The organism is Enterococcus avium (genome assembly GCF_002891025.1).
GTDB lineage: Bacteria > Bacillota > Bacilli > Lactobacillales > Enterococcaceae > Enterococcus_A > Enterococcus_A avium.
The window spans coordinates 1,301,065-1,325,930 of record NZ_NBSL01000002.1; the positions used below are offsets into that span (position 1 = coordinate 1,301,065).

At 38.0% G+C, this 24,866-nt stretch carries 28 protein-coding genes and 1 other annotated feature; of the genes, 3 read left to right on the forward strand and 25 right to left on the reverse strand.

Annotated features, from left to right (window positions below; translation table 11 throughout):
* Positions 1–20 precede the first annotated feature (20 nt).
* From AUF14_RS06695 to AUF14_RS06755, 13 genes are read right to left on the reverse strand one after another with little or no spacing between them, the layout of a single operon-like run.
* Positions 21–692: a TVP38/TMEM64 family protein gene (locus tag AUF14_RS06695; RefSeq protein ID WP_102865960.1), complete on the reverse strand. Its 672-nt coding sequence runs from the start codon at positions 690–692 to the stop codon at positions 21–23.
* Between the two features lie 39 nt (positions 693–731).
* Positions 732–1,592 carry a nucleoside hydrolase gene (locus AUF14_RS06700; protein ID WP_049220210.1) on the reverse strand — a complete coding sequence of 287 codons (861 nt, stop codon included), beginning with the start codon at positions 1,590–1,592 and terminating at the stop codon, positions 732–734.
* Positions 1,573–2,253, reverse strand: a complete 681-nt coding sequence (locus AUF14_RS06705; RefSeq protein WP_049220212.1) for a TIGR04282 family arsenosugar biosynthesis glycosyltransferase — start codon at positions 2,251–2,253, stop codon at positions 1,573–1,575. The genes AUF14_RS06700 and AUF14_RS06705 overlap by 20 nt, the downstream gene beginning before the upstream one ends.
* Positions 2,246–3,241 carry an aminoglycoside phosphotransferase family protein gene (locus tag AUF14_RS06710; RefSeq protein ID WP_049220214.1) on the reverse strand — a complete coding sequence of 332 codons (996 nt, stop codon included), beginning with the start codon at positions 3,239–3,241 and terminating at the stop codon, positions 2,246–2,248. Before AUF14_RS06710 ends, AUF14_RS06705 begins: the two co-directional genes overlap by 8 nt.
* A 13-nt stretch (positions 3,242–3,254) precedes the next feature.
* Complete coding sequence (locus tag AUF14_RS06715; protein WP_049220215.1) at positions 3,255–3,938, reverse strand: TIGR04283 family arsenosugar biosynthesis glycosyltransferase; 684 nt, start codon at positions 3,936–3,938, stop codon at positions 3,255–3,257.
* On the reverse strand, positions 3,932–4,930 hold the full coding sequence (locus AUF14_RS06720; RefSeq protein ID WP_049220217.1) for an ABC transporter ATP-binding protein: 999 nt from the start codon (positions 4,928–4,930) through the stop codon (positions 3,932–3,934). Before AUF14_RS06720 ends, AUF14_RS06715 begins: the two co-directional genes overlap by 7 nt.
* A complete protein-coding gene (locus tag AUF14_RS06725) occupies positions 4,872–5,708 on the reverse strand; it encodes an ABC transporter permease (protein WP_049220220.1) in 837 nt (278 codons plus the stop codon). The genes AUF14_RS06720 and AUF14_RS06725 overlap by 59 nt, the downstream gene beginning before the upstream one ends.
* Positions 5,705–6,559, reverse strand: a complete 855-nt coding sequence (locus AUF14_RS06730) for an ABC transporter permease (RefSeq protein WP_049220222.1) — start codon at positions 6,557–6,559, stop codon at positions 5,705–5,707. The genes AUF14_RS06725 and AUF14_RS06730 overlap by 4 nt, the downstream gene beginning before the upstream one ends.
* Positions 6,552–7,790: an ABC transporter substrate-binding protein gene (locus AUF14_RS06735; RefSeq protein WP_049220224.1), complete on the reverse strand. Its 1,239-nt coding sequence runs from the start codon at positions 7,788–7,790 to the stop codon at positions 6,552–6,554. Before AUF14_RS06735 ends, AUF14_RS06730 begins: the two co-directional genes overlap by 8 nt.
* Positions 7,791–7,799: 9 nt before the next feature.
* On the reverse strand, positions 7,800–8,555 hold the full coding sequence (locus tag AUF14_RS06740; RefSeq protein WP_016180107.1) for a (Fe-S)-binding protein: 756 nt from the start codon (positions 8,553–8,555) through the stop codon (positions 7,800–7,802).
* On the reverse strand, positions 8,552–8,911 hold the full coding sequence (locus AUF14_RS06745) for a 4Fe-4S dicluster domain-containing protein (protein WP_049220226.1): 360 nt from the start codon (positions 8,909–8,911) through the stop codon (positions 8,552–8,554). Before AUF14_RS06745 ends, AUF14_RS06740 begins: the two co-directional genes overlap by 4 nt.
* Positions 8,911–9,288: a hypothetical protein gene (locus tag AUF14_RS06750; protein ID WP_049220228.1), complete on the reverse strand. Its 378-nt coding sequence runs from the start codon at positions 9,286–9,288 to the stop codon at positions 8,911–8,913. Before AUF14_RS06750 ends, AUF14_RS06745 begins: the two co-directional genes overlap by 1 nt.
* On the reverse strand, positions 9,288–10,319 hold the full coding sequence (locus AUF14_RS06755; protein ID WP_102865961.1) for a sulfurtransferase: 1,032 nt from the start codon (positions 10,317–10,319) through the stop codon (positions 9,288–9,290). The genes AUF14_RS06750 and AUF14_RS06755 overlap by 1 nt, the downstream gene beginning before the upstream one ends.
* Before the next feature lie 460 nt (positions 10,320–10,779).
* On the opposite strand from AUF14_RS06755, the gene AUF14_RS06760 reads away from it, so the two are divergent.
* Complete coding sequence (locus tag AUF14_RS06760) at positions 10,780–11,160, forward strand: PH domain-containing protein (RefSeq protein WP_049220232.1); 381 nt, start codon at positions 10,780–10,782, stop codon at positions 11,158–11,160.
* A 172-nt stretch (positions 11,161–11,332) separates the two neighbouring features.
* On the opposite strand, the gene AUF14_RS06765 is transcribed toward AUF14_RS06760, so the two are convergent.
* The gene (locus AUF14_RS06765; RefSeq protein WP_227656331.1) at positions 11,333–11,935 is read right to left on the reverse strand and encodes a TIR domain-containing protein; all 603 of its coding nucleotides are present in this window, start codon (positions 11,933–11,935) and stop codon (positions 11,333–11,335) included.
* A gap of 165 nt (positions 11,936–12,100) precedes the next feature.
* Here AUF14_RS06765 and AUF14_RS06770 point away from each other — a divergent pair, with 165 nt between their 5' ends.
* Complete coding sequence (locus AUF14_RS06770; RefSeq protein ID WP_049219440.1) at positions 12,101–12,640, forward strand: GNAT family N-acetyltransferase; 540 nt, start codon at positions 12,101–12,103, stop codon at positions 12,638–12,640.
* A 44-nt stretch (positions 12,641–12,684) separates the two neighbouring features.
* Here the strand turns inward: AUF14_RS06770 and nox are convergent, their stop codons facing one another.
* Positions 12,685–14,016 (reverse strand): H2O-forming NADH oxidase, encoded by a 1,332-nt coding sequence (gene nox / locus AUF14_RS06775; RefSeq protein ID WP_049219442.1) that lies wholly within the window; start codon positions 14,014–14,016, stop codon positions 12,685–12,687.
* A gap of 323 nt (positions 14,017–14,339) precedes the next feature.
* Here nox and AUF14_RS06780 point away from each other — a divergent pair, with 323 nt between their 5' ends.
* Positions 14,340–15,011, forward strand: coding sequence for a Crp/Fnr family transcriptional regulator (locus AUF14_RS06780; protein WP_048720499.1), 672 nt, complete (start codon positions 14,340–14,342; stop codon positions 15,009–15,011).
* 100 nt (positions 15,012–15,111) lie between these two features.
* On the opposite strand, the gene AUF14_RS06785 is transcribed toward AUF14_RS06780, so the two are convergent.
* From AUF14_RS06785 to AUF14_RS06830, 10 genes are all read right to left on the reverse strand, one after another.
* A complete protein-coding gene (locus AUF14_RS06785; RefSeq protein WP_102865962.1) occupies positions 15,112–15,519 on the reverse strand; it encodes an SRPBCC family protein in 408 nt (135 codons plus the stop codon).
* 105 nt (positions 15,520–15,624) lie between these two features.
* A complete protein-coding gene (gene msrA, locus AUF14_RS06790; protein WP_049219446.1) occupies positions 15,625–16,131 on the reverse strand; it encodes a peptide-methionine (S)-S-oxide reductase MsrA in 507 nt (168 codons plus the stop codon).
* A gap of 19 nt (positions 16,132–16,150) precedes the next feature.
* Positions 16,151–16,966, reverse strand: coding sequence for a MetQ/NlpA family ABC transporter substrate-binding protein (locus tag AUF14_RS06795; RefSeq protein ID WP_049219448.1), 816 nt, complete (start codon positions 16,964–16,966; stop codon positions 16,151–16,153).
* A 72-nt stretch (positions 16,967–17,038) separates the two neighbouring features.
* Positions 17,039–17,271: a binding site (T-box leader), on the reverse strand.
* 90 nt (positions 17,272–17,361) lie between these two features.
* A complete protein-coding gene (locus AUF14_RS06800) occupies positions 17,362–17,994 on the reverse strand; it encodes an HAD family hydrolase (RefSeq protein WP_049218108.1) in 633 nt (210 codons plus the stop codon).
* A 9-nt stretch (positions 17,995–18,003) separates the two neighbouring features.
* Positions 18,004–20,733 (reverse strand): sigma 54-interacting transcriptional regulator, encoded by a 2,730-nt coding sequence (locus tag AUF14_RS06805; protein WP_049218109.1) that lies wholly within the window; start codon positions 20,731–20,733, stop codon positions 18,004–18,006.
* Positions 20,734–20,868: 135 nt separating this feature from the next.
* Positions 20,869–21,846 carry an SIS domain-containing protein gene (locus AUF14_RS06810; protein WP_049218107.1) on the reverse strand — a complete coding sequence of 326 codons (978 nt, stop codon included), beginning with the start codon at positions 21,844–21,846 and terminating at the stop codon, positions 20,869–20,871.
* 91 nt (positions 21,847–21,937) lie between these two features.
* The gene (locus tag AUF14_RS06815; RefSeq protein ID WP_049218106.1) at positions 21,938–22,753 is read right to left on the reverse strand and encodes a PTS system mannose/fructose/sorbose family transporter subunit IID; all 816 of its coding nucleotides are present in this window, start codon (positions 22,751–22,753) and stop codon (positions 21,938–21,940) included.
* Positions 22,754–22,768: 15 nt separating this feature from the next.
* Positions 22,769–23,557: a PTS mannose/fructose/sorbose/N-acetylgalactosamine transporter subunit IIC gene (locus AUF14_RS06820; protein WP_049218105.1), complete on the reverse strand. Its 789-nt coding sequence runs from the start codon at positions 23,555–23,557 to the stop codon at positions 22,769–22,771.
* Positions 23,558–23,571: 14 nt separating this feature from the next.
* Positions 23,572–24,042, reverse strand: a complete 471-nt coding sequence (locus AUF14_RS06825) for a PTS sugar transporter subunit IIB (protein WP_102865963.1) — start codon at positions 24,040–24,042, stop codon at positions 23,572–23,574.
* Positions 24,039–24,458, reverse strand: a complete 420-nt coding sequence (locus tag AUF14_RS06830; RefSeq protein ID WP_049222096.1) for a PTS sugar transporter subunit IIA — start codon at positions 24,456–24,458, stop codon at positions 24,039–24,041. The genes AUF14_RS06825 and AUF14_RS06830 overlap by 4 nt, the downstream gene beginning before the upstream one ends.
* Positions 24,459–24,866: the final 408 nt, after the last annotated feature.

Consider the following 24,866-nt stretch of genomic DNA (forward strand, 5'->3'; position numbering starts at 1 on the left):
CTCTGATTCTTCGTTTACTATTATTTTTTGTATTCAGAATTTAATTGATTTATTTTTTTGCTAAGCTTCTTAGGTAGGTATGCTAACAAAGCTAAGAAAATTCCCGCAACTGTTAATTCCAATAACAGAGCTCCAGAAACTCCCTTTGAAGCAATTTCAGAAGCCATAAAAGCATAAATAAAGCTGGCCGGCATCATTGTCATAAAGGAGATCAAACTGAATTTTTTTACACTCATCGGTGTCATGGCATAGGCGTAGCTTTGGATTGCAAAAGGAAAAACGGGAACCAAACGTGTGAAAATTAAAAATGAGATACCATTCTCTCTAACGCCCTTTTCAATTTTTTGAAAAGTTGGGTCATTACCAAAACGCTTCAATGTATACTCTCTTGCGATGTATTTTCCAATAATAAAGGAGATGCTAGCACCAAGTGATGCACCAATAATTGTTAATAGTCCGCCAAGAAGTCCGCCATAAGCTAGTCCACCAACAATCGCTAGAAACTGTCCCGGTAAAAGAAACACAGCGACAATGACTGAAAGTAAAATAAAAATCACGTAACCCTGCCAGCCAAGTGCTTCTAAGTAGGCTCTTAAACTGGAAATATCCGTCAGAAAATCAACTAAACCAAACTTGTAGGCCAAAAATATTCCTAACAAAATAAAAGCAATAAAGACGATAATCTTTTTCACATGTGCTCCCTTCTTTTGAATCAGATTCAATATTTGCTTTTAGTCCTCTTTTTTAAACGCTAATGCCATTCGCTTAATTACTAGCTGGTTGAATTCAGCTATATCCAAAATTCTTTTAGGCATTTTTATAGAATAGTCAGATTTATCAGTCAGTGTCATTCGTCCCTGAGTAAGATTCATCTGTTTTTCTGATAAACTGTATTGCTCCTGGCTAAAGAGATCCGAACGCTCTAAGTAAACAGCTGTGGTCATATCCCAATTACAAAAACCGCTGAAGCCAAATACCTTTTCATTCCATTTAATCCAGTTTTCCAATGTCTGATGAATCCATTTCAATGTGTCTTGATTAATTGTTGCTTCAACTAAAGTTAAAAACTGATTCATCTCGTGTCGCGAAAAGAATGCTTCCGAAGTCATGTGTCCATTCATGATCGTAAGGTTCGTTTGACTCAATAAAACACTTTTTGCAGCAACAGGATCACAAGAAAAATTTAACTCGGTGACCAAGTTATGATTCACCTTTAGTGGTTCGGTTGTTCCTCCCATCAGGACAACCTCTTGAACCTTCTCAAAAAAATTCGGGTCTATTCTCAGTGCTTCAGACAAGTTTGTTAATGCGCCGGTTGCAAGGATGGTTATTTCATTTGGATAGAGATTGACTTGTTTGACTAAATACTCTGCTTGATTTGCTGAATAATAATCAAAAGTTAGTTTCAAACGCTGTTGGAGTTCCTTTGTCATTTTTTCAACTTCTTCAAGTGATCCATTTCCATAAGTTAAAGTTACACCAAGTAAGTCAATTATTGGCGAGCCTAGCAAATAAAGAATGGTTAATCCGTCATCCACATCATGACCCGCTAAGCCAAATGTATTATCACAATCAAAAATGACTTTTCTCATTTAATAGCCCTCGATTTTCCTCTAACCAATACATCAAATATTGATTTTCTTTTTTTAGATCATGTTGAAGCATTTTTAAATCTTCAGGATAATCAACATCCTGTAACGGAGACAAAAAATCCACCTGATAATCTGTTAAATGCTGCAACGTTTGTTTCAATACTTCACTTTTCCCCCAAGAGATATTCGTTTCAAAAATCGGTGTTAAATCAATGGATTGTGTACAGCCTACTAAATAGTAGCCGCCATCTGGTGAGGGGCCGAAAACAATCTCACGCATCTGATGAAATGCGGATTGAATAATTGTCGTGTCTAAATTTGGGATGTCACTGCCTGTTAGGACTACTTTTTCATAACCTTTTGCAAAAATAAACTTGATCGCGTGATTCATTCGCTGTCCGATTGTCGCACCATACTGCTGAAAAGAATGGAAGTTTTTTGGTAGTGTAGAAAGTAAGGATGATGGATCTCCTTCATCCGAATACGCTAGGTATAAATCTATCCCGTATTCATTTAAACAATCAAACTTTTGAAAACTATCCAATAAAATTTCCTGTTGAACTTGGCATGCTTCTTCTCCGCTGAGCAAGCTTTGCAGACGCGTTTTAACTTTATTTGGTACAGGAACACGAGTAAATAAAATATAGGCATATTTACTCAAAGACCTGCTCCTTTAAGGCCTGACGTAAGAAATCTTCTGCTAAATAGCTAGAGACTTTCTCGAAAATTTCCTGATTTTTTAATTGCTTCGTATCCTTTTGATAGCTGTCAAAAGCCATTGCCGACCAAGACAATGCCCGTAGCATTAGATAAGGATGGTAAATCCTAAGGGCCTCTTCAAATGTGGCTACGTCAACATGCGTTTCAGCTAGATAATCAGATAAAAAATCTCGTTTTGCTCTTTGGGTTAAAATTAAATTGCTCCGCCAAAGAGTGGTCGTTGAAGCCAAGAATTGTGAAATATCCTGGACAGGATGACTGATGACTGGCTTCTCCCAATCGATTAAAAATCCTTGCTTCCCAATAATGAAATTATGGGAATTCACTTCAGTATTGTTAATACACCATTGATCCAAATCAATAAAAAATTTCTGTTTATGAATATTTTTTTGACAATCATCCAAAGCACTTGCCAGTTGCTTTTGAGCCTGTACTGGAACAAATTCACTTTTTAGCACCGACTCTAAAAGTTTTTGACACTCAGTTACTCGGGCAGATAAAATGGTGGATTTTTCCTTTACAAAAATCTTCTCAGCAGTTTCATCAATTGGTTGTTTATGAATTCGACCAAAAATTTTGGAAGCCTCTAATAAATCCTTGTGATAATCTAACGGTTCACCAAGTAAAAACTCCATAATCAATAAACCTTGATCAAAGCTTTGACGGCTGTCATCAACATAATATACTTTGGGTGTTCGTCCCGTCCGTTCAAGCCACTTTAGCGCCTGATATTCATAACGAATCTGGTTGTCTAAATGTAGTTGACTACCGTAGTTCAAACGAAATACATATCGGCTTTTTTCATCCGAGATCAAAAAATTTTGATTGTATTCACCCTGTGCTAAGAATTTGACTGTATAAGGTCCTTGTAGTCGTAATTTTTTAGTAAGTTGATTTTTTTCTATATAGAGCTGAATCTTTTCTAACATCAATGGCTCCTTCCTATTTATAATAGCGTTCCGCTAATTTTTCTGGTGACATTCCTAATAAATAGAGCAATTTTATTTTATGCATACGTAAATGTACTTTGAGTTTTCCTTTTCGAAACCTTCGGGCAGATGTGGTTATTGTCACGGGTAGATAATAGAATTTTCCGAGTTTTCTCAATCGGCGACTCAACCGCCAGTCTTCCATTAATGGAACAGTTTCAAACCCGCCAGCCCGCTCATAGTTTTCGCGTGTCGTAAATAGACCCTGATCACCAAAGATCAGCCCAAGATACTTTGCACGCAAAGTTGAAGTTCTAGCTAAATAACGATAAAAGAGCTCAGTTGAATCAAATGAAAGCTTTAAAAAGCCGGCGCTATTGTTTTTATTAGCTACAGCTCGATGAATCTGCGCCAAAATATCTGATTGGTTGTCTAAACGACTATCACTATGTAAAAACCATAAAATATCACCGTGGCTTTTCTCTACCCCTAATTTTAATTGAGTCCCCCGATTCCCCTCCTTCAATTGGTAAACCTGTGCATAGTCACTCGCAATCGCTGCCGTACTGTCTTGGCTACCCCCATCAACTACGATAATTTCAAAAGGAATCTTCTTTTTTAGCTGATTTAGTTGTCGCAATAAGTTTTCAAGATTCGTTTCTTCATTTAATGTGGGAATAATAATAGAAATCAACATTCCATCACCTGTAAGGTTTCATTAAAGGTTAAGAAGATTTTTTCTCCGGCAACGAGCTTTTCAGATACATTTGTGAACATACAGCTTGTTGCACAAATTTTAATTTGAGCTCTTTGACCGTTGGGTGTCCATTCGCTAAATTCCACAAATGCTGGGATACCAGCGATCTTTTCAACCATAATTTCTGTCCCAGATGGAATAAAAAGAACCGCATCTCCATGGATACTCGCTGGATTTTGAACAGTAATTTCTGCATCTTCCATCTGGAAAATATGACCATTGACTGTACCAGAAATAAAATTCGTTTCTCCCATTGCTTTAGCAACTTTTCGATTCTCAGGAAAAAAATAAATTTCTTTTGGTTCACCAATTTGCTGAATTGCCCCTTCCAAAAGAACGACCATGCGATCCGCTAATTGAAAGGCCTCGTCACGATCATGAGTCACTAAGATAATACTAAAGTGATAAGTCTCCTTCAGCCGTCGCAAATAATCCCGCATAGCGCTTCTTAAGTGTCCATCTAGATTGGCAAATGGTTCATCTAATAATAACAACTTTGGTTCTAACACAATCGCTCGTGCTAATGCAACCCGTTGTTTTTGTCCTCCGGATAATTGATCAGGAAAATGTCGTTCTAATCCTTTTAAATCGAATACCTCTAAAATTTTATTTACTTTTTGTTTTATTTCCAGCTTTGAAAACTTGCGCGCTTTAAGGCCAAAACCGATATTATCAATCACATTCATATGGGGAAATAACCAAAAATCTTGAAAAACTAACACGGTGCTTTCCTGTGAGAATCCCTCAGTGAAATCAATCGTTCCTCCTTCAACTGGCTGAATTCCCGCAATCATTTTAAGCAAACTGGTTTTACCAACACCAGAAGGACCAAAAAGTGCAATCGTTTCGCTATCCTGAACATCGAAAGATAAATCATGCAGTATTTCTTTTTTTCCATAGGTTAGCTGTACGTTTCTGATGGTTAACCCCATTGTTCACTCCTCCTATTACTTTTTTCAAAATAAATACGCCTAGCCAGGTACAGCCTAGAAAAACTAAGCTATAGGACGAAGCTAATCCGAAACGCCCATTATTAGCATATGGCAGCAGCAACAGCGGTAGTGTGACGATACGACCCCCACCAATAAAAAAGGTTGGTAGATACTGACTGAAAGAGACAATAAACACAAGTCCAGCAGCTGTACTCACACCCGGTCTTAGCAGAGGCCAAGTAATCTGCCAAAAAGTCATCCAAGGACCCGCCCCTAAGCTTTGCGCCGTCAAATTGTATCCCTCGCCTAACTGTCGATAGCTTTCTAGCAGGAGCTGCATGGCATAAGGTAAACACAAATAGGTATGAATCAGAATAATACCGAGAAAAGTTCCTGTTAGTCGTAATTGCAAAAAAAGAACCTGACTTGAAGTGATAATTGCAATAGCAGGCAAAATCAATGGAAGATAAATAATCACTTCTACCAAACGCTGTGACAGCCTTTTCTGAAACGCCAGATAGTTCGCTGCCGGCAAAGCAATCGCAATGCTAACGAGGGTTGTTGCAAGTCCAATCATCAAACTATTAATAATTGCCGGAAAAAAATTGGGTTCTTTGACCATTTGTCTTACGATTTTTAGATCCATTGCCTGTGGAAAGACAGCCGGGTACATCCATTTATCACTAAAGGACCATAGAACTAAAATGAATACAGGAAACAAGACGGCCAGCGCAGAAAATACCAACAAAAGATAGGACTTCTTTGATAAAAGTTTCATGTGGTTTTTCTCCCTCCTGGCAAAAGATTACTAATGGTCAAAATAAGTAACGTAACTGCTAAGCAAATTCCTGAAATAATTAGGTTCAAGGCAAAAGCCAGAGGACGTGTAGTCAAATCTGCCTGAGTAAAAAGATCATAAGCAGTCAAAGCCACAGTTTGATTGCTTGGATTTCCTAACAGGAAAGGTACCTCAAATGAAGCAAATGTAAAACAAAATAAGATAATAAATAAAGTTGCTATTGTTTTTTGAATCATTGGTAAAACAATGGTGAAAAAGATTCGCGTATTTGACGCACCTAAATTTCTAGCAACCTCAATGTAACCTAACTGGATTTGCTGCAAAATTGCTAAAATACTCACCGCAACATAAGGGATTTCCTTGTATAAAAAAACCAAAATAATCCCTACCCCTTTAGAGTCATGGACGAATAAGGGAAATTGACCGATTTCTTGAATCAATCCCAATTGAAACAGTATACGAGAAATTATTCCAGACTGACTAATCAACTGTATCATCATCAAGCCCACAATAATATGCGGTAAAGAAATCGGTAGACTGATAATTTTATGTAGCCATGAACTTTTTACTTTTAATAGAAGAAACGCGACAGCCGTCCCAAGTAGCAATGACAAAAAAGTCGCAGTCAGCGCCAAATAACAGCTGTATACAAGCGACTTTTGAAAAAAAGGATCGGTTAAAACCTGGTAAAAATTAGCGACTGTGATTTTATTAAGACCAATCAGCGGATAATAACCTAAACTGATTTGCAACCCTTTAAACAGCGCTGCGATAATCACAACGCTGTTTAACAAAATAAAAGGCAAAACGAGTATTTTTTTTCTATTCATGTAAAACATGCTCTTTCCATAACGCTTCAATTATTGGGATTTTCTCTGCTTGAACCTCGGGAATTTGTTTTTCTTGCATTTCCTCAAGGGAAAGCACTCCTTGATTTTTATACAAATCAGTTAATTTTTGATTGGTTTCATCTGATAATTTTTCAGAGTCAAAAGGTGGAATGCTGTAGCCATACTTGGCTTCTGCTTTTTTTAGCTGCGCAGACTCACTTGTCATTTCATTGATCAAAACTAATGCTGCTGCTTTGACTTTAGAAGTATCAGCAATCGCTAAGTAACTTTGATTTGCGATCGTTCCTTTATCAAACAAGAATGATTCAGTTGTTGCTTTAAATTCATTATCGCTACGTTTTTCTGCTACATGCATCTGAGCATAGCTGTAGCTCATATCAATTTGTCCGTCTGCAAACATTTGATCTAATTCGGCAGTTGTGGTCGGATAGGTTTTTCCTTGCTGCCATAAATAAGGTTTGATTTCATTTAAGTAATCTAGACCTGGTTTAATAACCTGATATAACTCTTCCTTATTGGCTTTGGCCTTTTCAACTTTATCATAGCCGACGATATCGCAGATAATATTACGAACAAAGGCGCTGCCAGTGAATTCTGGTGGAGCCGTATAGGTGATTTTCCCAGGATTTGCCTTCGCGTAGGCTAACAAAACTTGAGTATCTGTCGGAAATCCTTCTTTGAATTTTTCTTTATCTCCAGCAAAAACTAATTGTGCACTGCCATATGGAACTTCGTAGCCGTCAATTTTGACACCGAAATCATATTTTGAATTATGTCCATCAACGTCCATCAGCTTTTCAAAGCTTTCGACATTTTTCGTGATGGGACCATAAAGCAGTTTTGCTTGTTTTGCCGTATAAAAATTTTCACCATTGATCCACATAACATCAATATCACCTGATTTTGTGCCGGCTTCTTTCTCCGTTGTCAGCTTATTCAAGATCTGATCAATGTCCATCGGAACTCGTTTTACGGTAATATCATATTTTTCTTTCATGGCTGGGGTAACCACTTCATCGACCCATGCATTGGCCTTTTCATCGCCGCCATATCCGTAAAAGGTCACTGTTTCACCTTTGCCTTTTTTTACTGCCTCAGAAAAGCTACTAATAGAATCTGTTGTTTTCGTTTCTTTTGTTTCACTGGTCTTACAGGCAGCTAGAGAAAAAAGCATCCCTGCTGTCAGTAGACCGATTAACCATTTCTTCATTATTTGCTCCTATGCTTTTGTGACTATTTTTTTTGATTGATAACGATTCTTCCAAGCTCGTATCGGATTATCTAGTGGATGCGCAGGACTTTTGTCGTCTTTATGTATTACCTCTCCAAAGATCAAATCCAATAAATGCCAAGCCTCACCCCCGCCGAGAATCATGGCTGAAGTACAGCTGGAACAATAGGTTACAATGTGATCTGTCTTAAAATCTTGAACGCGCTTGGCTGCAAAATCCTTCGCGAGATTCGGATTAGAAACACCGCACATCCCGCCCATTCCGCAGCAGAGGGTGTTTTTTCCCGACAAACGATTTTTCTGGACCTGATAGCCTAGCTGCTCCAATAGATAGCGAACCGCTTGATGAATCTCCGTCATTTCCTTCGTTGGACAGGAATCTTGGATAGAAAAAACAACATCACTTGTTTTCCCTTTTCCGATAGCTTCCTTTGGTAATCCTAACTCGGCCATCTTTACCCATAACGAGGATGTAGGAAATTGATTTTGAAGAGTCATTGTTTTTATGCACCCTTGGCATGCAACGATCAATTCATCAATTCCAGCCTTGTGGACCTGTTCTGATAGTTGTCCAAAGCGCTGCTGAAACAATTGCTCCTGACCGATCATCCGAGTCGGTTTGCCGCAACAACCTTGGATAACAGCTAAATCAGGATAAAAACCTTTTAAATAATCGATGATTTGTGCGACTTGCTTCGGACTGCTAGAGCTTAGAGAACAGCCTGCCATAAAACCATATTTCATTTTGCTTCTCCTCGATTCACAGCCGTAAATAGTTTACTTGTTGATAGTTTTTGATGCATTTCAACGCTTTTGAGCTGTTTAAGCGGTAATCCTTCCTTGATTAAATCTTGACGCATCGCTAAAAAGGCTTCGTCTAATTTCAGTTTTAACGGACAAACAACTGTACAGCGACCGCACAACATACAGGAGTACGGAACGATTGGTTCTAAGCCTTCTGCTAAAAATTGTTGAAACAGCTTTTTAGGATCATCACAATACTGCTGCAAAAAGAGACAATCTTTCATGCACCGTTGACAACTGGTACAATTTTCCGCGATTAAGCGAGCCATTTCAATTGTTCCCTTCGAATAATCCATTAAACAAACTCCTTTTTTAGCAAAACGATCACTAGTTGCAGTAAGAGACCAATAAGGATTATTCCGCTCACTAGATAATAAATGGGTATTACTTGCAAGGTGATCGTTGTCTGCCAAATTAGAAAAATAATCGCTATCATTAACAACAACAGTGATTCTAGACTTTTTTTCTTTCTTACTACTAAAAAGGCAACAATCGTTAACAAGAGTGGCAGCAAAAACAATTTGCTGCCGAACAGACTTGCATCCACTTTATGAGAATAAAAGGAAACATTCCGCATAAAGCCTAAATGATTACGGTAGAGATCATTCATCAGATAAATTCCATAGATCAATCCAAATTGAATGATGTGCAAAAAATAACGAAAGATCTTCATTAGTTCAGAATTTTCACCTTGTCTTTATCTCTTGGATCACCAACTTGAACAGGGTATTTGCTTGGGTCCTTCTGGTGAGCTTTATCCCAATCATACCAGCCGCCATCAAAAAGACGAACGTCCTTAAAGCCTTCTTGTTTGGCAATAAAGAACGCCGTAGCCGCACGCCAGCCAGTACCGCAATAAAAAGCAACTTCTTTATCTGGAGTGATGCCCCATTTTTCCCAAGCATCAAAGATTTTCGTTGGCTCCTTCACTGTGCCATCCTTGTTCATTAATTGAGCAACATCAGTACTCGTTTTGCTTGATTTCGCGTACACGGCACCTTCTGGCTCACCCGCATTTTCAATGTAGTCATAGCCGCTTGTTTTTCCAGTAAATTCTTTCCATGAACGAATACTTGCTAGAACCAGATCAGGATTTTTTTCTTTCGCAGCTAATAAATCGTCAGAGGTTGAGATCAGGTATTCAGGACGTCCAGGAACAGCTGCACCAAAATCTTTCGCAGCTTCGGCATCTTGGTTCCCTTTTTCTACTTTGTAATCAGCTTTCTCCCAAGCCTTCAATCCGCCATCAAGAATTTTTACTTGATCGACACCTAACCAGTAAGCAACAAAGGCTACACGTGCTGCCGCATTGATATCACTAGAATAGACGACTACTGGTGTGGTCTTTGTCACACCGCGTTTCAAGAAGACTTCCTTGCAGGTTTCCGCATCTAAAATATTCCAATTGTTTTCTTCAGTTTCGATTTCCATCGTGTCGATATGCAATGCGCCTGGGATATGAGCTTTTTTATAATCTTTCCCTTCGCCGTAAGAAGCCTCAATTACTACGGTCTTATCATTGTCTTTCATCTGCTTATTCAACCATTTTGCATCCACAAAAAAATCATCCTTCTTAATATCTTTACTGTCTACCAAACGTTGAACTTTGTTCGTCTTCTTTGCTGCTTGAACCTGTTCTGTTTTAGCGAACACGACCAATGCGGTCAATAATAAGCAACTTACTACTGTTAATACTTTTTTCATCTTACTGCTCCTCTAAGTTTATTTTTTCACTTGAACCGTTTTCAACAACAGTTTACTGATCTTTTAAGCACAACAAAAAAACATACTTAATAAGTATGTTTCCTCCTAATCACTAATTAATTGTAGGCGGAATAACCCTTTCAATGCAACGCAAAAAAAGGTTCTGGGAGGAAATTCAATTGTTCTACTTGCTTAGAAACTCTAAGTAACGATTGATATCATAGTCACCGCTGATAGTTTTTAAACATGAGAACACCTCCTGAATCCATTTTATAACTGAGTTCTTTTCCCTACCGAGTATAACGAAACAATATATGTTTAGCAAGGAAATTTAAGTCAAAAAAGAACAAAAACTATTTTTGTGAAGAAATGATTATTCGGTTGTACGCTTTCGATAGTCTTTCTGTTAAAAATCAGCTAGAATGAACTTATTCAATCAGAGAAAGAAGGGAATCTATCTATGAGTATTTTTGATGGTTTAATGGGAAATGCTAGTCAACATGACAATAAAGCAGTTGAAAAAAAGTTAGAGGATGTTTTAATATCAGGAGAGACGGTTTCTTTGGCTTTTAAACTAGTTCGGGATTTGATTGTCTTTACAGATTTCCGTTTGATTTTAGTGGATAAACAAGGTGTGACTGGTAAAAAGGCAGAGTACAAATCTATTCCTTATCGTTCGATTTCACGCTTTTCAGTCGAAACAAGCGGTCACTTTGATCTAGATGCCGAATTAAAAATTTGGATATCCAGTGCTGAGTTACCTGCTGAAAGGATTCAATTTAGAAAAGACAAAAATATTGTGGCGATCCAAAAGGCATTAGCTTTAGCATTGTCAAAATAAATGAAAAGGACAAGAACTGAACGATCTGTTCAATGTCTTGTCCTTTTATTCTCTCCAAGCGTTGCCGTTTTATTTTTCCCCTTTAAATTTTCCATTCGCTTTCATAGTCTCCTTTTTTCAAGTCATCAGCGAGTGCCATTTCAAAATCTAGAAAACTGTATCCAAGTGCTCCTTATCTTTCTTTTACCTTATCGACATCGTTAATCCATTTTTCAAGATTGTTATAGCCATCATTTTTGATGTAGTCATATTCTCTATCAATGATTTCATCAAACCAAAGTAATTCCCCATTGTTCTTTTTTCCAACTATTTTTACTACTGATTGACTGATGGACGTTTGCTGGCTTAAATTTTTAATTTTGCCGATTTTTAAAGCTATAATCGCATTTCCTAGTTCGTAACTTTTTTTTATTGCATATTGAACATATTTAGAATCTAATGTTTCGCTTCCAATCAAAACAACGGTCACGGATGTTCCAGCAATTTGTTTGTCGATCCAGCGTTCGATAGCCTCATCACCATCCCGTTTCATTCGCTCAAACTCTGAGTTGCTAATAAACCCAGATTCTTCATTCTCCTTCAAAGCCCAGTTGTTTTTAACCACCAACGCCCTAGATAGATCGTTTTCATAATAAAAACTAAAGAAAACCCTTTTTGCCATAAATTTTACCTCCCTAACTTTTTCATTGCTCAAAAATCCTATTAGATGTTCATCCTCACAAAACAAATTATTCTTTGTGACAACCACTGACAAACCTACAAGCTGATTTCTCATTTCATTATATAATAGAGATTCGTCTCTATGTCTCCATTTTTTTTATAATAGAAGTTTTTATGGAAAACAGACGTTTGAGTAACATTCATAATTAGCTAAAATCAAGCTAGCTTTTACTATCTCTACATGATACGATTTTATTGAGAAAAAACTGGAGGTCTTGTTATGTTGGATAAGTCTGTACCTTTTATTCCATTTACCATGTTTCGCCCGTCAAATGCCCCATCATTACCTAAAATCCAATTACCTGACGGCTATCGGATCGTCTTTCATCAGCCTGGCGATGAAAAAGATTGGTGTCGGATTGAAACGGCTGTGTTAGAGTTCGAAACCGAAAAAGCCGCCGCTGAATATTTTCAACGCTCCTTTGCACCTTATCCAGAGGAATTAAAAAACCGGATGCTCTTTATAGAGAATCCTCAGGGAGTGAAAGTTGCTACTTTTACAGCTTGGTGGACTGAAGATCACTCACCGCGACTTCACTGGTTAGGTGTAGTACCTGAAGAACAGCGAAAGGGTTTAGCTAAAGCCTTGACGATTCGTGTCACTGAGCTTCTTCATGAATATTATCCAGGTCAGGATCTTTACTTGAATACTCAAACCTGGAGTCATCATGCAGTTAAACTATACAAAAAATTGAACTATGAAATATTTCAAAATCAAAATTATCAGAAAATATTGGATATCTTGAAAAATGCAGATTAGTAAAAAGGAGTCATTGTCTGAACAATGACTCCTTTTCTGTATTTTTATTCTGCGCTTAATGCAGCCATTGTGATGTAATTGTATGGCTGATTAAAGTGTGGCAAGAAGAAAATATCCAATAGTTTCAACTTATCGATAGTTACTTGCTCTTCGATAGCAAGTGAGAACATATGAATCACTCCTGAAATATCCTCAGTTGATGACAACTGCGCTCCCACAACTCTTCGAGAACTTTCTTCATAGACAATCCGTATTTTAACTTTTGCATTTTGTTTCATAAATCCTGGCCGTTGCAGATCTTCAAAGTCTGTATACTTCACAGCAATGCCATTTTTAGCCGCTGCTTCTACTGACAAGCCCGTTGAAACCATATGCAAGCCGAAAATTGAGATTCCATTTGAGCCCTGTACGCCGGTCGATTCTAGCGTCACTCCTCCAACATTATAACCAGCCACAATACCCGAACGTACAGCATTTGTTGCTAGTGCGATATAGGTTGTGTCTTGTAAGGCATTGGAATAAATTGTTGCACAATCGCCTACAGCATAGACATTCGGATCACTAGTTTGCTGGTGAAGGTCGACCAAATAAGCACCGTTTTTAAATAGTTCTAAATGGTCTTTGCCCAGTTCGTTATTTGGTAAGAAGCCAATCGCATTGATCACTAGGTCAACACTGTATTCGCCTTTATCTGTTACGATTGATTCAACTTTTACTTCGCCTTTATATTCTTTAGCTAATTCCCCAAAGTGCAGGTCAATTCCGTGCTCGCTTAAAATCGTATCCATATCATCAGTAAACCATTTATCATAATAACTCGGTAATGAGCGCTTCATCGCATCAAAAAGTAATACATTTTTACCGCGACGCTTAGCTGCCTCAGCTATTTCTACACCGATATAGCCTGCCCCGATTACTGCAACATTTTGAATATTATCTGCGCTTAAAATTTCATCAACAGCTTTTCCGTCTTGGAAACGTTTTAAGAAATGAATATTTTCTAAATCACGCCCAGGTACCTCGGGAGAAATTGGTACGGAGCCGGTTGCCAAAATCAATTTATCGTAGTCTTCAACAAAGGTTTCACCAGATTTTGCTACGCAATGCACCTCTTTTTTATCATAGTCAATTCGATCGACAGTTGTTTCCATTGAGATTCGAGCGCCTTTACTTTCGAAATCTTCACGTTTTGTATAAAATAAGCCCTCATAAGAATCAATTTGACGTCCTACCCACAGTGCTGTTCCACAACCTAAATAGCTAAGATTGTTGTTTCGGTCAATCATTACTACTTCTTGATCTGGAAAATTATCCAAAAGTGTGTTTGCTGCTGCAATTCCAGCGTGGTTTGTACCTACGATTACTGTTTTTGTCATTCATTCTACCTCCTAATAGTTGAAAGTGTTTACATTACAATAATGATTGTAACATACTTCACGAATGAGTTTTAAAAAAATGCAAATAATTTAAAATAATTTTCAAAAAAGTATTAATCTTGATACGGAACGCTAAACTCTCCTTTTAACAACAGAAAATTACTCTCTTAGAATGCCTTTTCTTATCATGAAAAATACGAAAAGAGAGGATTGCTTATTTCTATCAGATTTTTGAATAGTATTTTTCTTTTACAGCTTTAAGACAAGATTCATAGTAAAATGAGAGTGAAATCTTTTTATCTGAAAGAAATGAGGCGAAATAGATGGAGACTGGCTTGGAAAAGTACCACCTTGATTTACTGGACAAATATGGTTTATTAGATCACCAATCTGTTTGTAGAGTTCAACAATTCGATTCAGGAGAAACCATTTTTGCTCAAGGTGTGGAGTATAAATATATTATGATCGTTGTTTCTGGAAAAGCAAAGGTGTGTACTAGTGCTTCTAGTGGAAAAGATTTGGTCTTAGCCTATTATCTTTCTAGCGGATTGATTGGTGATGTTGAACTGATGTCCGATACCACTTACGCGACCGCATCGGTTATCACTCTTTCAGCCTTTGAGTGTATTATTGTTCCCTTTCAAGACAATCAAGATTCGATGTTTAAAAATCTGACTTTTATGACTACACTAGCAAAAGGACTGTCAGAAAACCTGATCAGCAGCTCGCACAATTACACTTCGAATGCTCTTTATTCTGGAGAGCAGCGTCTTTGTACTTATATTTTACAAGGTGCCTATAAAAATTACTTCTTTGATAATTTGACTGATGTGGCCGCCACGATTGGGATTAGCTATCGCCATCTGCTGCGCCTACTGAATAAATTATGTGATGACGCTATTTTAAAACGAGAAAAACGCAGATTCCAAATACTTGATAAAGAACAGCTTGTTCAGCGCTCATCAGAAGCAGAATATTTTACAAAGAATCACTGATAAAAAAATAAGCCATTCGTCTCTCCTGTTATGAGTCGAATGGCTTATTCACTACTGTTTTTCAGTAATTTATTACGAGCTTTTCTTCAAAAAACATTGCTTATTCTTTATTTGCTAAATAATTAGTCAAATCATCTACATATCGTTTCTGTTGCTTAGTTAAATAGCTTTTCACAAAAGGCTTCATATAAATTTTTTTTGGAGAGACATCCTCAAGGAAATGAATTTTAGTCTTTGTCTTTGACAATGATTGAAACTCTCCAATCCATTTTCCGCTGATATTCTTATTATCCAATGTAAAAGCGTAAAGTTTTAGTGGTTCATAGGCTGTTATTACAAATTTCGTGGGAAAACCTTGATTCGTATATTCAATAAACACCTTTTTATCTTCTAAAACCTCAATTTTACTAAGATCACTACGCCATTCTGCGTTCCTCAAGTCTGTTACAATATGCCAAATGGTTTCAATCGGTTCATTAAAGACAGCTTCAATTGTTGTTTTCACCATGATTATCCACCCCTTCTTAGTTCATTTTAACTTTTTTGAAAGAAAAGAACCTCTCAATCTATGTCCAAAATGACGAGCTTTTCTAAAAAGGAGTGGAAAAAAATTTTACCAGAACTCTTTAATGAACTGTTCTCTTCGCTCAGCATTTTTATGATAGTTCTCTGGATTTCTTTGATAGTAATCCTGATGTTCTGCTTCTGCCGGATAAAAGGTTGAGGCTTCCTCAATTTGAGTCACGATTGGTTGGTCAAAATGTCCGCTATTTTGAAGAGCAGTGCGACTAGCTTCAGCGACTTTCTTTTGCTGCTCATTAAAATAATAAATCACTGGGCGATAGCTACTTCCGCGATCTTCAAACTGACCAAAGGCATCGGTTGGATCGGTTTGCTGCCAATAGATCTCTACTAATTCTTCATAGGATATCAATTCAGGATCAAAAATAATTTCAACTGCCTCTGTATGTCCAGTTTTTCCGCTTTTTACTTCCAAATAGCTAGGATTTTCTGTTTCTCCGCCGGTATAACCTGAAATAACTGACTCAATACCTGGCAGACTATCAAAAGGTTTGACCATACACCAGAAACATCCCCCTGCAAAAATTGCTCTTTCCATTTACATCACCTATTCTTTCTTATTCGTTGACAGGGACAACTGAGCCGCCCCATTTTTTCTCGATCCATTTTTGGACTTTGGGTTCATGTAATGCTTCTACGATTTTTTTGATTTCTTTTTTATTCTTATCATCGGTTCTCGTAGCTACAATATTGACATAGGGTGAGTCGTTTTGTTCGATCATTAATGAATCTTTGACTGGGTTCAAACCTTTTTCATAGGCGAAATTGGAGTTGATCGCTACTAGATCACCTTCGTTATTTTCATACGCTGACGTTAAAAGTGTTGGATCAACAGTATGTTCAAAGACCAAATTTTTGGGATTTTCAATAATATCATCGAAAGAAGCTTGATCAATCGCCACACCTGATTTAAGTTTTATCAACTTGTTTTTCGCAAAGATAGTTAAAATCCGCCCCCATTCAGAAGGCACATTCGAAACAATCACCTTTGCACCGTTCGGTATCTCACTGACCTTTTTTATATTATGTGAGTAAATCCCCATCGGCTCCAAGTGTATTCCGCCAATGTTCGAGAATTTATACCCATTTTCCTTTTTCTGTAGATTAAAATACGGAACAGTTGAAAAGTAATTAGCATCAATGTCGCCGTTTTCTAATGCTTTATTAGGTAGGACATAGTCATCGAACTTGACGATTTCTAAATCAATTCCCTCTTTTTTTAATTCTGGTTTGATGTGTTCGAGAATTTCCGCATGGGGGGTTGGCGAAGCGCCAATCTTGATTTTATTCGTTGTTTTTGCTGAGCTTGAACCGCAAGCCGTTAAAAATATGATGCTTCCTAAAATCATTAAAACCAAACTAAACTTTTTCATATCGACACACTCCTATTAATTTTTGACAAATAAAAAAATATCCATCCCTTTATTTACCAGACTACTGATAAATAAAGGGACGAATATTTTCGCGTTACCACCCTTATTCGTATTATCCTCGCAGATAATACCTCAACGGTACAGACATACCCGGCGATATAACGGTCGCTTCCCGTACAGCTTGCGTGAACAAACTGAATGCTCAGAGCTCATCTTCATTGATTTTCCACGATCCCTCTTTTCACCAGCCGAGGGTCTCTTTTAAACGTTTCGCGATCAACTACTCTTCTCTTCAATGCGTGATTATTGATTGAAGTTATTCTAATATAAAAAATTTAGATTTGCAACAAAATAAGAAATTCTCCAGCATTTTTTGTTGGAGAATTTCTTTATGGTTACTTGATTAGTTGTGGCAGGCTTAAAAGTTCCTCTAGCTCATTGATTACTACATCTGCCTCTCGTTGATCCATTAAGAAAGCTTGTTTTAGAGCTACCGTGTAAATACCCGCGGCTTTAGCTGAAGCAATCCCTAAAGTAGAATCCTCCACCGCTAAACAGTCGGGACAATTGAGCATTTTACGACTAATCGTGTAAATTTCTGGATTCGGCTTACTTTCTTTCACTTCTTCGCCGCTGATCGTAAATGAAAAGTATTTCTCAAGCTGGCAATCGGATAGCATTTGATTAATCTCTTTACGTGGCGAAGAAGAGGCTAAACCGATTGAGAACCCCTTCTCTGATAATTTTGCTAGCACTTGCGGTACTGAACTTCTCAAAGCTTTTTTGAAATCAATACCGTGATGCTTTTTATACTCAAGATATTCTTGATGAAGTTTTTCTCGTTTTGTCTCATTCTCAGAAATCAGTAACTCCCAGGTTTGTTTTTCAGAATTGCCAACATAGTCTTCAAATCTATTGGGATCTGGTTGAATTCCTTTCGCTTTAAAAAAGTCCATTCGTCGCTCAAAATAGTAAGGCTCACTATCGATCAATACTCCATCCATATCAAAAATAACTGCTTTATCCATACCTTCACCTTAATCCTTTACAATGTCATTTAATAAACGAAGTTCTAATAATGGCAATTCAATTGTATATTCCTTTTCGACCTCTTGGAATGCTTGATGAATCAACTCCATATTGTGTCCTTCCTTTTGCACATACTCCTCTATATCCGCCTGCTCATCGACGCTTTCCTTGCGTAAAATTCGTTCGATCATGGAACAGCAATGCATATAAAGTAAAAATAGCTGATTGTTTGAAAACTCGATAGCCATCAACCGTTCCAATTCCTGTACAGCCTTTTGGACCAAACGCAGGACTTTAGTGGCGTCTAGGATCGTTAAATTTTCGACGATTTTATTGATTGAGAAGTTGAAGATCAGCTGACTCTTGAAGGCTTCGCCGTCAATGTCTACCTGTTCGTGCAATAGTTCGGCGAATTCACCAACAGCCTCACCATTTATCAGCTGATCCAGACCGATGTATGGTACCTGATTAATTTTAGGATTTTCTGTGCCGACGATCATTAATACATCATACAACTGGAAAGGTGTTTCATACATTTTATTCTCTGATAGTTTATGATAGTCATAAGGAAGAATGGTTAACTCCTTTGCAGAATCCCCTAAACATTTTAGTAGGATTTCTTGGATTTGTGTCGCACTTCCGATACCAGTATAACAGCATGTGATAATCGCTTTCTTCTTATTTAATTCGGGAATAATCAACTGCTTCTGGATTCTATTCTCTACATTAATCGCCTCATAAACCTCAGTCACACTATTGCCGCTGATGATATGCTGCCCCACCTCCAGAACAAGCGGGGTACTGACGTTATCAATAATTACCAACGGGCTTTTGATATGATTAGACAACCGTTCTCCTAATTGATTAAAGGAGCCCATATCTACTAAAAGAATCAATCCCGAATCGGTACGATAATCATTGATATAACGGATAATCTGCGCCTCCACCTTATCAAGGGTGATATTAATCGGCATATCGTAGGCTTGAAAGACATTTTTTCCCAGCATTCGATTAACTACATTTGCTAAACTGCTAGCTGTTGAATAGCCATGAGCTAAGACAATACATTTCACATCATTTGGCAGGTCGCTGATCTGCAAACTATAAAAATAGAAGGTGACAAATACAATATCTTCTTCCAATATTTGTTGGTCCAATTGCTGCGATAAATATGTTAGCAACTTCTTAGCATACCAAAAAGGGGTTTCCAAGAATGAATCCAAAAATTCCAGCAGTTCATTTTTTTGCTCCTGCCATTCATAATGACTGCTTAAAATATCTGTATTATCTTTTAAATAAAGGTAACTAGCTAAGGAAACCACACGATTGCCATCCTGCTCGAAGCCATAATTTTCATACATCATATCCAGTGTTTGGCGAATATGGTAGGTCAGGACGGAATACAACGATTCTTCCTTCTCATAAGTACCTTGAAAAATAAATTCATCCATCATTTGAGTAACTCGTGCTACATTATTATCGATGAATTCTTGCGTCAGGCTCTCTTTTTGCTGGACTCTTTTGAAGTCACTTAATACCTCGTCAAAAAAAATCCGTAAGAGCTGTGTTTCCTTACTTTCTAAGTGTGTTTGCTGTGCTGTATTCGGCAGGTACGTACGATCAGACATTTTCTTTTTTGGTTTGCTGAACTGTTCTTTAAATTTCAGATTATATTCTAATGGCAGATCCTTTAAGCGCACGGTGATTGTCTGATTTTTCTTCTGATGAACATAGGCGTTGCCACAAGCATATTTAATGATATTCTTGATTTTCCCAACATTTCCCTCCAGATCGCTATTCAATAAAAAGTCGATCATTTGATAGGATACTTGCAGCTCCTTTTCTAAAATGTTGCTCTCCGCAATGAAAAAAGAATCAATTAAACGCAGGCGTTCTGATTGTGGTCGATTTTGAAATTTAGGCAATGTCACAATTACCGGCAAGCGCCTCAAAAAAGTAGGCAAAAAGGTTGAATAGACATTTTCAGTAGTAGCGAAGACTAAACGGACATTCGCCTTTCGCCGAATACTTGTATCACCCATTGGAGAAAACTCGCCAGTATCCATGAAGGTAAATAATTTTTCTTGCCCTTCTTCTGATAAGCGATGAACTTCATCTAAGAAGAGAATTCCCCCATCGGCCTTTTCGATCAATCCGCTGTGCTCATGATCTGCACCTGTAAAAGCACCTTTGGTATGTCCAAACAAAGCCGAGGATAATAGCTCAGGATTGTTATAATACTGCGCGCAGTTATAGGCGATAAATGGTGCTTTCGCATCAATTACCTGTTGTTCTTTGGCATATTCATAAATTTTTTCCGCTAAAAAAGTCTTTCCAGATCCGCTCACACCCATCAGTAAGATTGGTAAACCATGATGGGGATACAAAACGGCCGTTTTTATTTGGTCGATTGCTTCCTTCAAGCTTCCATTCGCACCAATAATTTTTTCTAGCGCGCTTCCTTTGTCCTTGGAAAATAATTCCTCTAGTGAATCATATTCGACTTTAGAAATTTGGACAGACGCATCCTCTAAGGCCTTTCTATGTAAAAATAAAACTGGATAACTTTTGATTTTTACTAGTTCCCCGTCACGAAATGCTTGATTCAAATAGCTGCTAATGGTACTTCGATTTAATTGCAGAGACTCAGCGATTTGATAAGCCGAAAAACGTTCATCGGAGCCAGCCTTTAGATTCATAGTAAGTTCATATAAGTAATCGTCTAATTCCTTTTTCATTTTCATCACCTGCTTTAATCGATTTCTTGTACCTTTGCTTCTATTGTAAAGCATTTCTTTGATCATAAGGATTACTTTTTTTAATGCGAAAAAACCGAGACAAATATCTCAGTTTTTCCGCCAATTAGTTTGCGACTAATAAGAGAGTTTCCACATATAACGGCGTTTAGTAAGCGGATGTTCTCTGGCATAAGACAATTCTTCTGCATACACTCTGAATACCGCAGTAATCACGAATGGGTTAAAATAATCTAACACTTCTTTTTCAATGAAAGCGGACAAGCCATAATCTAACGCATCTACAACTTCTGTTTTCGCATTAAAACGATCTAAGAAAGCCAATGCACGCGAGTCAATCGCACGAGTTTTGCCATCGTTCATCAATAGGATGAATGGGACATCCTTGTCGACGATTTCAAACGGACCATGGAAAAATTCACCCGCATGGAAGGTTCCTGAATTGATCCATTGCATTTCCATCATTAAGCAAACAGAAGATGAATAAGCAACTTCGTGAGTGGCACCGCTGCTCATGATATAAATGACTTTTTCGTCTTTGAAGCGTTGTGCGAATTGTTTTGCAGCCTTACGAGCAGATTCCGCACTTTCTTGTGCCAAATCATAGATTTTAGCAAAGCCATCCATCATTTTGTCATAGTGTTCATAGCCTTCGACTTGGTTTAGAAGTTCTACAGCTAACAATAAGCAATAGCCTGTTTTTTCAAGTTTTGTCGCGTAGTTTTCAGCAAATCCATGATAAATAACATAATCTGCATCTTTTGTTAGCGGTGCATCGATTATTCGTGTTAAACTAATAACTGTAGCACCTTTATCTTTGGCAATCGCATTGGCTTCTACTGTTTCTGGAGTTGCCCCTCCAAGTGAAGCCGAGATCACAACAGTGGTCTCATCGATCGAAGTAGGTGTCGCGTAGTTGAATTCGTTGGCTGTGTAGTGGCTAATGCGTAATTGTTTCGCATTTTGGTCTAAAAAGTATTTTGCTGGATACAAATCTGCTTTTGATGCGCCACAGCCGACGAAAACAACATGTTTTACCTCGTGCTTGCCTACAATCTCTTTGATAATTTCTTTTGCTTCCATCGTTGAATTCATTTTCTGAATTCCTCCTCAGTTTTCTTTTTTATATTAGAGAAACAAACGATCTAGTACCTCTACTTTCAACGTTTGGTTCTAACTACCGCGATTAAACAAATACGCCTAAAGCACTTAAAACTAATCCGCCAACAATACAAATCAACAACATAACGCTAGTGTTGACTTTCTTTTGCAGCAGCCAATACATGAACATGGTTAAGGCAAACGGCAGCATTTGCGGCATGATATTGTCTAAAACATCTTGTAAAACAAAGGTCTTTCCAAATTTAATCGGAGTTGTGATACCGATCATACTAGCAATCATTGCGCCAATAACCATCAGACCAATGATCGAACAAACATACATCACGCGATCCATCAATCCGCCTTCGTATAACTTAGTCAAATATTTATTCCCCATGTTATAGCCGAATTTCCCGCCGTAATAAGTCACTAGAAATGATGGAACAAAGGAAATAATCATTGCCAGAATCGGTCCTAAAATACTGCCCTGTTGTGCGAGATTGATCCCTAAACCGAAGGCTAAAACCCGGACGGTTCCTTGGAAGAAGGAGTCACCAATCCCAGATAACGGTCCCATTAGTGATGTTTTTACTGAATTGATCGTATCTGGATTAAATCCTTCTTGATCCTCATAATATTGTTCTTCCATTGAAGCGGTCAGACCTAAAACAAACGCACTCGTTTGCGGTGTACAGTTGTAATAGAGCATATGTCGTTGATACGCTTCCTTTTTCAATGCATCGTCTTTTGGATCTTTATAGATCCGGTCTAATGTTGGGGCTATTCCGTATAAGAACCCCATATTCATCGCACGCTCATAATTCCAAGAATCTTGAATCGCCCATGAGCGCCAGAAAAATTGCCAGTATTTACGACGGTTTTGATCCTTTTCTTGTGCCATTTTATTCCCCTCCTCTTATAGATCATCCAATGCGTCAGGTTCCTGATCTGGTCCACCACTGCCGCTGCCGCCAGATTTATTGGCTTCAATTTGATACATCACAAAGGCCACGATCCCTGCAAACAACGCCACACCAGTAATTCCCAATCCTGAATAGGCAGTGATTAAAAAGCCTAAAACTAGGAAAGGCATCATTTTTTTAGACAGCATCGTTTGCAGCAATAATGCAAACCCGTACGCTGGCAGTAATTTACTTGCTAGACTCAAGCCATCAGTAATCCATTCTGGAATCGCATCCACAATTGATTTTACTAAGTCTGTTCCGAAGTAAATCGCTAAGAAAATCGGAACAAAATACATTAGTGAATAAAGAATGGTTCCCCAAACAATGTGAATATGCTGCACCCGTTTAAACTTTCCTTCTTCAATCAATGCATCGGCTCGGTGAGTCAAACTGGCTAGAACCGTTCGCATCAGAATTCCTAACAATTGGCCTAAGATTGCGATCGGAATAGCGATTGTCAAAGCTGTCTCTGCATTTGAACCAGATAAAATTGCAAAAGCTGTTGCGATAACTGCTCCTAATGTCATATCTGCAGGGACGGCAGCCCCGACCTGAACAACCCCTAATGAAATCAATTCGATCGATGCCCCAACAAGCAACCCTTTCTCCAAATCCCCTAATGCTAAACCCACCAAGGTCCCAACAATTAACGGACGCTCAAAGTTCAACCGGCCCAGTAAACGGGAATCCAACATGACGAACACACCAATCAATCCTAAAACTATTGATTGAACCAACATTTAAAGCCCTCCTTTTAAATTAATTTATTTAAATCCTCTGATTTAGAGGTTGGTATCTGCTGCATATACTGCTTGACTCCCATCTCCTTCAATTTTTTCGCTTCCATCTGCTCTTCCTCATTCAAGAAAATCGCACCGCCAAATTGCTTGCCGTCATTGGTCTTGGGTATCCCGCCATAATTGATTTCCTTAATCTTCGGATAAGCTTCACAAAATGCCAGTGTCTCCTTAGTGTTTCCAAAAATCAGCATGATGTTTTCCTTCAGTGTTTCCACCTTCGCCATTTTTGAGAGAGCTTCCTCAACTGTAAAAATATTCAGCTTCACTCCGGTGGGCTTAGCCAAATTCAAGGACATCTTTTTGAATTCATCTGTCGCTGCTTCATTATTAATTACGATAATGCGATTGATCCCTTGTGATTTGGTCCAGGAAAAAACCACTTGGCCATGTAATAACCGATAATCAATTCGTACTAGTTTAATCATAAATCGTCACCTCCAATATTTATTTTTGCTGTTAATAATTGTTTGCAGTCAATCATTCCCTGACGACTTTCCTCAAGAATCAAGTTCATTTGTTCAGAACTGATCTTCCCAGATTGTGTGGCAATAGAGATTACCAATGGTAAATTCATCCCTGCAAATAAATGAACTTCTGGATGTTCTTGTTGGATCGCTAACAAATCATTATTCACACTCCCACCAAAAATGTCCGTTAAAATATAGACATCCTCATACCCGATTTTTTCAAGTAGATGTTCTACCTGACGTTTAATTGGCTCGTCTTCATCACGAAATGCGGACAAAGCAAAGATGTTGCCTTCATCTCCAATGATCATCGCTGATGTTTGTTTTAATCCCTGTGAAAAATCTCCGTGACTGGCTAAAATAATCTTGTTCATTCCCTATCCTCCTACTTATTCGTTCGTTGCGAATGTCGTTTCTTGTTGAAGAGTACTCAACCTTTTTACCAAATGGCCTTCTTCACGAACTACGAGAAGTTGAACTGACATTCTTATAACTGTTCTCACTTTTATATAAGCAACTGGCGTGCCAACTTTTGTTGCAGCCTATAAATGCTTCTATCACAATGATCTCCAGCCTCTCCCAACACTTACGGAGGGCTTTTAGAGATTGTGTGGAGAGAGTGTTGACGAACGATTTTTTGGAGAAATGATAAAGTAGTCTTCGAGAGAATTGTTTTTGAAGTTTCCAACAATGCGAGAGGAGATGCCTTTCTACTATTATAATTGTTCCAGAAAGAAGACGATGAAATAAAAAAGCTCAGCGATTTATGATTCGCTGAGCTC